This window comes from Arboricoccus pini (assembly GCF_900187945.1).
Taxonomy (GTDB): domain Bacteria; phylum Pseudomonadota; class Alphaproteobacteria; order Geminicoccales; family Geminicoccaceae; genus Arboricoccus; species Arboricoccus pini.
Genome location: NZ_FYEH01000009.1, coordinates 150,855 through 160,271, shown reverse-complemented (window position 1 = coordinate 160,271; position 9,417 = coordinate 150,855). Strand labels below are relative to the sequence as shown.

At 64.5% G+C, this 9,417-nt stretch carries 11 protein-coding genes; 1 reads left to right on the top strand and 10 read right to left on the bottom strand.

The features are described from left to right. A partial coding sequence (locus tag CFB17_RS19245; RefSeq protein ID WP_165769389.1) for a hypothetical protein occupies nucleotides 1-363 on the top strand: 363 nt, incomplete at its 5' end. A 106-nt stretch (nucleotides 364-469) separates the two neighbouring features. Here CFB17_RS19245 and CFB17_RS13430 read toward each other — a convergent pair. The 10 genes from CFB17_RS13430 to CFB17_RS13385 form a co-directional block, all read right to left on the bottom strand. Continuing rightward, a complete protein-coding gene (locus CFB17_RS13430) occupies nucleotides 470-1,306 on the bottom strand; it encodes an ABC transporter permease (protein ID WP_088562065.1) in 837 nt (278 codons plus the stop codon). Nucleotides 1,307-1,317: 11 nt separating this feature from the next. Next, nucleotides 1,318-2,535 carry an ABC transporter permease gene (locus CFB17_RS13425; protein ID WP_088562064.1) on the bottom strand — a complete coding sequence of 406 codons (1,218 nt, stop codon included), beginning with the start codon at nucleotides 2,533-2,535 and terminating at the stop codon, nucleotides 1,318-1,320. Nucleotides 2,536-2,625: 90 nt separating this feature from the next. Beyond that, the gene (locus tag CFB17_RS13420) at nucleotides 2,626-3,675 is read right to left on the bottom strand and encodes an ABC transporter substrate-binding protein (RefSeq protein WP_088562063.1); all 1,050 of its coding nucleotides are present in this window, start codon (nucleotides 3,673-3,675) and stop codon (nucleotides 2,626-2,628) included. 36 nt (nucleotides 3,676-3,711) lie between these two features. Beyond that, entirely contained in the window at nucleotides 3,712-4,812 is a 1,101-nt protein-coding gene (locus CFB17_RS13415; RefSeq protein ID WP_322112141.1) for an ABC transporter ATP-binding protein, read from the bottom strand. A gap of 134 nt (nucleotides 4,813-4,946) precedes the next feature. Beyond that, nucleotides 4,947-5,579 (bottom strand): HD domain-containing protein, encoded by a 633-nt coding sequence (locus CFB17_RS13410; RefSeq protein WP_207762084.1) that lies wholly within the window; start codon nucleotides 5,577-5,579, stop codon nucleotides 4,947-4,949. Then, on the bottom strand, nucleotides 5,569-6,342 hold the full coding sequence (locus tag CFB17_RS13405; RefSeq protein ID WP_088562062.1) for a class II aldolase and adducin N-terminal domain-containing protein: 774 nt from the start codon (nucleotides 6,340-6,342) through the stop codon (nucleotides 5,569-5,571). Before CFB17_RS13405 ends, CFB17_RS13410 begins: the two co-directional genes overlap by 11 nt. A 33-nt stretch (nucleotides 6,343-6,375) precedes the next feature. After that, nucleotides 6,376-7,692 carry an LLM class flavin-dependent oxidoreductase gene (locus CFB17_RS13400; RefSeq protein ID WP_207762083.1) on the bottom strand — a complete coding sequence of 439 codons (1,317 nt, stop codon included), beginning with the start codon at nucleotides 7,690-7,692 and terminating at the stop codon, nucleotides 6,376-6,378. 129 nt (nucleotides 7,693-7,821) lie between these two features. Next, nucleotides 7,822-8,739 (bottom strand): LysR family transcriptional regulator, encoded by a 918-nt coding sequence (locus tag CFB17_RS13395; RefSeq protein ID WP_207762082.1) that lies wholly within the window; start codon nucleotides 8,737-8,739, stop codon nucleotides 7,822-7,824. 7 nt (nucleotides 8,740-8,746) lie between these two features. Further along, on the bottom strand, nucleotides 8,747-9,115 hold the full coding sequence (locus CFB17_RS13390) for a helix-turn-helix domain-containing protein (RefSeq protein ID WP_243389885.1): 369 nt from the start codon (nucleotides 9,113-9,115) through the stop codon (nucleotides 8,747-8,749). Beyond that, nucleotides 9,099-9,392 carry a BrnT family toxin gene (locus CFB17_RS13385; RefSeq protein ID WP_088562060.1) on the bottom strand — a complete coding sequence of 98 codons (294 nt, stop codon included), beginning with the start codon at nucleotides 9,390-9,392 and terminating at the stop codon, nucleotides 9,099-9,101. Before CFB17_RS13385 ends, CFB17_RS13390 begins: the two co-directional genes overlap by 17 nt. Nucleotides 9,393-9,417: the final 25 nt, after the last annotated feature.

The window sequence follows — 9,417 nt, the reverse complement described above, 5'->3', positions numbered from 1 at the left end:
AGGCCCGAGCGTCGCGAGGCCGCACCGCCGGCCGAGCCGCGCCAGCCGCCGGGCGACTGGAGCCATTGCGCGGCGATACCCGAGCACCAGGAGGAAGCGGAAGCGCTGGCCCTGGCCGATCTGCGCCGGGTGGCGCGGGACAATCGGGCTGAGCTGAACCGGCTGGCGGACAAGCTGGCGTCCGAGGCCGAGCGGATGGGTACGGGCCTTGGTCAGAACGCGCTGCCCTCGCTTCGCCTGGAGGCGGTGGCGCGGGGTGTGGCGCGGTACTGGCACGAGCGGCCGGCCGAGAGCATGCAGGCGGCGATACGCTTGCAGGGTGCGAGGAAGATCGGCCGCTATGGGACCGGCCCGCCCTCGTGATGGTGGCCGCCTGAAACCCGGACCTCACCCGCACCGACAATCCCGCCCCACCCCGGGGCCAGGGGCGGTGCCCCCTGGCCGCCGGAGGCCGCTTCCCGCCCTCCTCCTACCCCTTCAGCCCAGCCGCCGCGCGGCGGCGGAGGAGCTCGGCTGTGGCCATGAGGGCGAAGACGACGGCGATGACGACGACGGAAGCGGCGATGATGGTGGGGCTGATTTCCTCGCGCATGCCGGTGAACATCTGGCGGGGGATGGTCCGCTGGTCGGGGCCCGCGATGAAGATGGCGATGACGACTTCATCGAAGGAGGTGATGAAGGCGAGGATGGCCGATGCCATGAGCGAGGGCAGGATCAAGGGCATCATGACGATCCGGAAGGCGGTCATCTTCGAGGCGCCGAGGCTGGCAGCGGCGCGCATGAGGCGGAAGTCGAAGCGGCTGAAGGCGGCCAACATGGTGATGACGACGAAGGGGGCGGCGATGACGGTGTGGGCGATGATGAGGCCCGTATAGGAATTGGCGAGGCCGAAGCGGGCGAAGAACAAATAGAAGCCCAGGGCCGTGACGACGACGGGGACCACCATGGGCGAGAGGAAGAGGAGAAGGAGGAGATTGCGGCCTTTGGTTTCCGGGCGGCTGATGGCCAGGGCTGCCATGGTGCCGAGCGGGGTGGCGATGATGGTGACGGCGGTGCCGACGATAAAGCTGTTGGCGATGGCGCCGCGCCATTGGTCGGAGGCGAACAGGCTTTCGTACCAGCGGAGCGAGAAACCCGGCATGGGGTAGGTGAACCATTTCTCGCTGCTGAAGGAGAGGGGAATGACGGCGACGAGTGGGGCCAGCAGCATGAACACGGTCAGCGCGATGAGGGCCGATCCCAGCAGCTTGACGGGCGGGCTGACATTGCTTTGCGCGCTGTTTCTGGGGCTTTTCAGGCTGATCATGGGCGTGGCCTCTATTTGAGCAGCCGGTCGAGGCGCAGGAAGCGGCGCATGGCGACGAGGCAGAGGATGGTGAGGAGTAGCAGCAGCACGCTTAACGATGCGGCCAGATTCCAGTTCAGCTCCTCGTTGGTGAAGCGGGCGACATAGTAGCTGATCATCTGGTCGGCGGGGCCGCCGACGAGGGCCGGGGTGATGTAGTAGCCGAGGCTGAGGATGAAGGTGATCATGCCGCCGGCGACGATGCCTGGGGCTGCCTGGGGCAGATAGACCTTGAGGTGGGCGTAGGTTGGCTTGGCACCGAGAGAGCGGGCGGCGCGCATGTGCGAGGGCGAGATGCCGCGCATGACGCCCAGCATGGGCAAAAGGGTGAAGGGCAGCTGGATCTGGGCCATGGCGACCAGGGTGGCGCCGCGTGTGTAGAGCAGCTGGGCATCGGGTCCGATGAGACCCAGCGCGCGCAGGAGTTCGGCGGCGAGGCCGTTGCCCTGAAGGAGAACGACCCAGGACATGGAACGGACGAGGAGGGAGACCCAGAAGGGGATGAGGACAGCGGCCAGGAGCCATTTGCCCAGTCGGTTGTCGTTTTGCACGATCGCGTAGGCGGTGGGGTAGGCCAGGACGATCGTGATCAGGGTAACGACGATGGAGATGACGACGGTGCGCAGGAAGATCGTCGGGAAGCCGTAATTGTTGTCATCGCCACTCTCGGCACTCCCATAGGGCGTGTGCAGGCCCATGCCGATGGTAAGATAGAGGGGTGTGACGCCGTTGCCGCCCGATTTGAGCACCTGCCAGAAGCCTGGATCGGCCCAGAGGGGATCGATGCTCGCGAAAGTCTGGCTGGTGACAGGGCCCTTGGCGCGGGCCACGGCGCGGGTCGTCTTCATGATGAGCTGCCGGCCGCCGGTGGCTTCCATGCCGACGCGCTGGGCAAGGGCGATGACGTTACGGGCGCGGTCAAGCTCGCGGAGGTCGGTGGCCAGGCCATCGAAGGTGGACTCGCCCGGCAGGCTGCCGCCCTGCCAGTCCTGGAGGGTCATGAGCGTGCGCGGAAGAGAGTCCTTGATGGCGGGATCGTAGGCGGCCGACTGGAAGAGATAGAGGATGGGGGCCACGAAGAAGACGAGGAGGAAGGCCAGAAGCGGGAGGCCGAGGCTGAAGGCGCCGAGCCGGATGCGGCGTCTTTTGTGACCGATCGGGGCTGGTCGCGCGATGGCGGCTGTGTTCATGGCCCAGTCATCCAGGAGAGCGGCCGGCCCGACGCCGTGGCGCCGGACCGGCGAGGTCAGAGGGCCGGGCGGGTGCCGGCCGGGCTGCGGTCAGTTGGCGAGCCAGCTATTGAAGCGTGCTTCGAGCTCCGTGCCGTAATCGCCCCAGAATTCCGGGTCCTGAACGATGGCGCCCTTCATGTTCTGAGGTGCCGTCGGCAGGTCCGGGAGGATGTCGGGCGAGACCATCTTGAGGGCGGCGTTCGTGGTCGGCGCATAGGCGATGTAGTCGGTGATCCGTGCCAAGTTCTTGGGTTGGTAATAATATTTGAGGAAGTCGTAGACGGCGTCGATCTTCTTGCTGCCGGTCGGAATGACCCACATGTCGAAGCCCTGAACCTGGTTTGGCCAGACCATGGTAAAATGCTGGCCGTTCTTGTTGGCATCGGCGATGCGGCCATTCCAGGCCGTGGTCATGACGACTTCGCCGGCTGCCAGCATCTGGGGCGGCTGGGCCCCGGCAGTCCACCAGACGACGTCCTTCTTGATCGTGTCCAGTTTCTTGAAGGCGCGGTCCTGGCCTTCCTTGGTCTTGAGAACGTCGTAGACCTTGTCATAGGGGACGCCGTCGGCGACGAGGGCCAGCTCCAGATTATCGGCCGGGACCTTCTGCAGGCCGCGCTTGCCGGGGAATTTCTTGGTATCGAAGATGTCGGCGACGCTCTTGGGCGCCTCGCCTTTCAGCTTGGTCGGATCATATCCGAGGATGGTGGCGTAGACGTCGGTGCCGAAGGCGCATTCGAGCTCGGCGCCCTTGGCGAAATCGGCGGTGTCGCCGATGCGCGAATAATCGAGGCGTTCGAAGAGGCCGTCATTGCAGCCGAGCTCGGCTGTTTTGGGGTCGGTGCTGACGAGGTCCCAGCTCGTGGAGCCGCTTTGCACCATGCCGCGGACCTTGGCGAGCTCGCCGCTCCACTGGTCCTCGTTGAGCTTGACGCCGGTGGCCTTCGTATAGGGCTCGAAAAAGGCCTTGCGCTGGGCGTCCTGGTAGGCGCCGCCCCAGGAGGTAACGGTGAATTCCTCCGCACTGGCGGCGTGCGCCAGCAGTGGAAGGGCCAGGGCCAGGGCGGTCGCGGCGTGGCGAAGACGAAGTCTGAGCATAATTGTTCTCGCGGAGGCGGTGAGGGACGAGAGGGATCAGGCGGCGCGGTCGAGAAGGATGGCGTCGCCCTCGTGCCAGCCGAGGGTGACGGTGGCCCCCTCCAGGGGGTCGGCGGCGCGGCGGCCATTGGCGAGACGCACCTCGACCTCGTGCCCATCCTCGAGACGGGCGACGACGCGGGTCTGGTCGCCCACATAGATGATTTCGCTGACCTTGGCCGCGAGCGTGCCGGCCACGGGGCCCGAGGGATCGATGACGAACCGCTCGGGGCGGATAGCGACGGTGACCGGGGCGCCGGCATGCGCATGCGAGCTGCGGGATGTCTCGATGAGGGCGCCATTGCCGAGGCGCACGGCGGCACGCTCGCCTCGGACCTCGTGCACGGTGGCCGGCATGAGGTTGTTATCGCCGATGAAGGTGGCCACGAAAGCGTTGGCCGGATGGTCGTAGATGTCGCGCGGGTGGCCTAGTTGCTGGATCCGGCCGGCGCCGAAGACGGCGATGCGGTCCGACATGGTGAGCGCTTCGGACTGGTCGTGGGTGACGTAGAGGATCGTCAGGCCCAGGCGTTTTTGGATGTGCTTGATCTCGAGCTGGAGTTGTTCCCGCAACTGTTTGTCGAGCGCTCCCAGGGGCTCGTCCATGAGGACAAGTTGGGGCTCGAAGACGAGTGCGCGGGTGAGGGCGACGCGCTGTTGCTGGCCGCCCGAGAGTTCGGTCGGCCGACGATCGGCGAAGTCCTCGAGGCGGACGATCTTGAGGGCATCTCGCACGCGGCGATCGATCTCGGCCTTGGCGAGGCCGCGGACGCGGAGCGGGAAGCCTACATTTTGGGCAACCGTCATATGCGGGAAGAGGGCGTAGTTCTGGAAGACGACGCCGATGTCGCGCGCCTCGGGGGGGAGGCCGTCGATAGGTTTGCCATTCAGGTAGATATGCCCCTGGTCGGGCTGCTCGAAGCCCGCCAGCATCATGAGCGAGGTGGTCTTGCCGGAGCCGGAGGGGCCAAGGAGGGTGAGGAACTCGCCCTTCCTGATCTCGAGGTCGAGATCGTCGACCACTTTGGTCTTGCCGTCATAGCTCCTGGTGACGCCGTAGAACGAGACCAGGACGCTTGAGGGGTCGGTTTCAATGATGCGCCGCGATTCGCGCAATCCTTGCGCCGGCCCCGAGGAGGAGGTCGGCGTCATGAGCATGGACATGTCTTCCCCGAATGAAAAAATACGCCGGTGGATCACTCCATCGGCGGCCAAGCAAACCTCATGCCGTATCAGGGAAGCGGCGGCAGGCCCTTGGCGACGCCCGTCATGATGACGGTGTCATCGTAGGCCTTGCGGGCGAAGACCTCGTTGACCATCGGCTCGAAGAAGGCCAGGTCCTCGTGCGCATATTGGTCGTCGAACGAGGCCTGGTCCCAGCGCTCGCAGAAATCGACGCAGGACTGGTAGTACATATTGTCGCGATACTTTTCGCGCTCGAGCTGATTCCAGCCGTAGAAATGCGCGTAGTAATACATCTGGAAGGCGCCGTGGTGCTCGACCGTCCAGGTGACCTCCTCGCGCACGAAGGGACGGATCAGTTCGGCGGCAAACCGGTCGTGGTTCTGCGGGGCCAGGCCGTCGCCGATATCGTGCAGGAGGGCTGCCACCACCCAGTCGATATCCGCCCCCTCGCGATGGGCGCGAGTGGCGGATTGCAGGCCGTGACCCAGGCGCGAAATGCGATAGCCCGGGATCGTCTCCTCGTCCTGCATGCGCAGTTCGCGCATCACACGCTTAGGTGTCATCGCCAGATGCGGCTTTTCCAGCTCGCGAAGGAAGAGATATTCCTTGGCCGTGCCGTCCTTCATCTGGCGAAAATCAACCCGCTCCATGGTCGCCGCCATGGCCGGGTCAGTGGGCATAAGAGGGATCCTCTTCGTCGAGGATGCGCTTCATTTCCTCAAAATGCACGATTGCCTGCGCGACCGCGCCCTTGCCTTCCCAACCGCGCGCGGTCAACTCGGCCACCTCGTCGGAGAGGATGTGCAAAGGCTGGCCCGAGCTGTAGGCCAGCATCAGGTTCTGACAGGACTTTTCCATGTAGTAGAGAAGGTCGAAGGCCTCGGCCACGGTGCTGGCGGTGATGAGGACGCCGTGATTGGCCATCATCATGGTCTGCCGGTTGCCCAGCATCGAGGCGATGCGGTTGCCTTCCTCGCTACTGTCGGCGATGCCGCCATAGTGCATGTCGTAGGCGACGCGGTTGAAGAAGCGGCAGGTGTTCTGGTCGACCGGCTTGATCGTCGGGTCGGCCAATGAGGCCAGGGCGGTGGCGTAGGGGCTGTGCACGTGCAGGATGCAGCGGGCACCCGGCACCTGCCGATGGACCGCTCCGTGGATATTCCAGGCGGTGATGTCGGGCGCGTCGGGCCGCTTCATCGCCTCGCTGTCGCGCGCGTCGAGGAGGAGCAGGTCGGAGGCCTTGATGCGGGAGAAATGCCTCCAGCGCGGGTTGATCAGGAAGGTCTGGCCGTCATCGGACACGGCAAGGCTCAGATGGTTGGCCACGGCCTCGTGCCAGCCGGCCCGGGCGATCAGCCGGAAGGCGGCCGCGAGGTCGATCCGCATCTGCCGGACCGCTGCATCTTCGTCGGTATAGGAAGGGTGCTTGAGAATGTTCGACATGGGTCGGTCCCTGGATTGGCGGATGGCGGGTCTTTAGCCCTGGAGATGCTCACGGAAGGTGGTGCCGCGATAGGCGTCCCTGAAGATGCCGCGCTTCTGCAACTCGGGCACGACATGCTTGACGAATTGTTGATAACCTGAGGGCGAAAGCGAGGGAATGACAATAAATCCGTCGCAGCAGCCATCCTCGAAGAGCGATTGCATGTGGTCGGCGATCTGCCTGGCCGTGCCGGCGATCTGCGGCGTCATCTGGCTCTCGCCATAGGCACGTCCCGCATCCCGCAATGTCAGGTTCCGCGTCTTCGAGCCTTGCAGGATGACGTCAAAGACGCCGCGGGCACCCTGCGTGATCTCCATGTCCTGGATCGGCTGGTCGAGTGGAAAGTTTGACAGGTCGATGCCGATTCCATTCGAGATCTCGGCCACTCCGAGCTCGGGACTGACGAGTGAGTTGATATAGGCCTGCTTTTCCTTGGCGATGCTCTCGGTTTCGCCGACAATGACATCGATGGCCGGAAGCACGGCGCAATGATGGGCCGGCCGCCCATGCGCCACGACCCTGGACTTGATGTCCTGGTAGAAGGCCTGCATATGCGAGCGGTCATGCTGAAGCGTGAAGATCACCTCGGCGTGGCGGCCGGCGAACTCGCGCCCTCGCTCCGAGGAGCCCGCCTGCATGAAGACCGGCCGGGTCTGCGGCGAGCGCGGTGCCGCGAGCGGCCCTCGCGTCTTCACGAAACGGCCCTCGAAATCGACCCGGCGGATCTTCGCGGGGTCCGCCCAGATGCCCTCCTCGCGGTCATAGATGATCGCGTCAGGCTCCCAGCTTTCCCAGAGCTTGTTGCAGGCCTCGACGACCTCTTCCGCCAGATCGTAGCGAAGCGATTTGTCCGGAAAGGTGTCGAGGCCGAAATTCCTGGCCTCACCGTCATTGGTCGAGGTGACGATATTCCAGCCGGCGCGACCGTTGCTGATATGGTCGAGCGTCGAGAACGCGCGGGCGATGTGATAGGGTGGGTAGAGCGTCGTTGACATCGTGGCGGCCAGGCCCAGCCGGCTCGTTACACGCGCCATCGCCGCTAGGGTCTGCATCGGCTCCATGAACCAGAACTGTCCGGGCTGGCGCGTATTGGCCTCGTGGGTGCCGCCATACGAATCGAACATGGTCTGGACGTCGACCATGAAGACACCGTCGAACAGGCCCTCTTCCAGGATCCGGGCGATCGTCTCGTAGCGCTCGGGTCGCATGCAGTCGACTGCATCGCTCTCCGGATGGCGCCAACTCCCGTTATGGTGCCAGCAAGGGCCGGCGCTGATATAGCCAACCAGATGCATCGCGCCTGCGTTCAAAATACGTCTCCAGCCCTGGTGACACTATGTTTCGCAAACACTGTGCCAGGCCGTTCCTGCCAGTAAAACTGGACTAAATTCGTGCTAGGTGCCGATTCTCCGGGCAGACTGCTGCGATCACAGTCGCTGCTAACCTCGCTCTGCCGCGAAAACGTCACCCGTGTCGCAAAGGAAATCCGCCAGGGCACGCACGGCCGGCCGCATCGTCTGGCGCTTCAGTCGCAGGCTCGTGATCACAACCGGCGCATGCGGGCCGATGAGCGGTCGGACTGCTACCGGCATCCCGTCGTAAGAGCGTTCGGTCCGTGGAACGGTATTGTGGAGGGTATAGCCCCAGCCTCGACCGACGAGGCCGCGCACGAGCTCCGGCGAGCCGGCGCGAAAGACAATTTGAGGCTCCAGTCCCGCGGCGCGGAACAGGTTAAGAAAATAATCCCGAGAATGTGGGAGGTCAAGGAGGATGAAAGGAAGCGGTGCCAGCTCCTCGAGCGTGATCGCCGGCTGGGCGGTCAAGGGATGATCGGCAGCCAGGAACACCCATGGCGGCAGTTCAGCCAGCGGCGTCGATTCGACCTCGTCGGGAACCGCATAATCGTAGGAGAGCGCGATTTCGGTCCGTCCGGTGATCAAGGCTTCCATGATCTGTGCCTGATCACCCTCGAAGAGGCGGATCGAGATTGCGGGTTGCTTTGCCGCGAACGCCGCAAGCAGGCCCGGCATGAAGCGCGCAGCCAGCGTGGGAAAGCAGCCGACGCTGATCTCGCCGCGAATGGCGTGGCCGAGTGTCTGGGCTGTCTGGGCGAAATCCTCGGCATGGGCCAGAAGGAGGCGCGCCTCCGCGACGACACGATGTCCGGCATGCGTGAGGGTCACGCCGCGGGCATGATGGCGCACGAAGAGCTGAACGCCTAGTTCCGTCTCGACCTGGGCAATGGCCGCCGAGATCGAGGGCTGGGAGATGTTGAGCTGACGTGCCGCCTCGGTGATGTTGCCCGCCTCGGCCGTGGCCACCATGTAGCGGATCGCCCGAAGCGAGATGTTGATCAAGACCGCCTCAAGCCGAGACGAGCGCGCGACCGCCCGTTGGCGAGTCGTCAAGCACCTGGCCCACCGCCTCCGGCATAGCGTTGATGACGCGAAGATAGGCCAAGAGGGCTGAATCCGGCTTGTAGCGGCCGACCTCCAGATCCTGTAGTCGGCGAAGGTTGATCTTGAAGCGTCTGGCGAAGGCGCGTTGCGAAAGCCCTGTGGCTTCCCGCGTCTGGCGGGCAAGGCGGGCGGCCCGCCCGCGTTCCAGCATGGCATCGGACGCCTCGAGATGCGTCTCGTCCAGGGCGGCCTGACGTTCGATCTCGGCCTCGTTCATGCCGGCTTGACGCGCTGCCAGCTCGGCTGGCAACGCCGTCTCAATCTTTCTCGTCATAGGCCTGCCTTTCCTTGCGCGAGGCGCGTCGGGCGGAGATGAGCCAATATACCTGTCCGCGCCGTGTATAGCAGATCGAATAGACGACACCGCCGATCCTGCCCCAGCACAACCTTCGTTCTTCGCCATAGTCTCGACGATCGTCGACGACATCGATGCGGTCGGGATCCAGCAGCACCTGCGCGGCAAAGCCGAAGGTGAGCCCGCGATGCATGATCGTCCAACGCTCCTTGACGTCGTCCCAATCGACGGCCGGCGGCTTCGTTCCTCGGAACATTATATACGGGCTACCCGTATGAATG

Coding starts and splice junctions, on each gene's coding strand:
- CFB17_RS13405 (WP_088562062.1), bottom strand. CDS start 6,342: ATGTCGAACATTCTCAAGCACCCTTCCTATACCGACGAAGATGCAGCG.
- CFB17_RS13410 (WP_207762084.1), bottom strand. CDS start 5,579: ATGCCCACTGACCCGGCCATGGCGGCGACCATGGAGCGGGTTGATTTT.
- CFB17_RS13425 (WP_088562064.1), bottom strand. CDS start 2,535: ATGAACACAGCCGCCATCGCGCGACCAGCCCCGATCGGTCACAAAAGA.
- CFB17_RS13390 (WP_243389885.1), bottom strand. CDS start 9,115: ATGACGAGAAAGATTGAGACGGCGTTGCCAGCCGAGCTGGCAGCGCGT.
- CFB17_RS13385 (WP_088562060.1), bottom strand. CDS start 9,392: ATGTTCCGAGGAACGAAGCCGCCGGCCGTCGATTGGGACGACGTCAAG.
- CFB17_RS13430 (WP_088562065.1), bottom strand. CDS start 1,306: ATGATCAGCCTGAAAAGCCCCAGAAACAGCGCGCAAAGCAATGTCAGC.
- CFB17_RS13420 (WP_088562063.1), bottom strand. CDS start 3,675: ATGCTCAGACTTCGTCTTCGCCACGCCGCGACCGCCCTGGCCCTGGCC.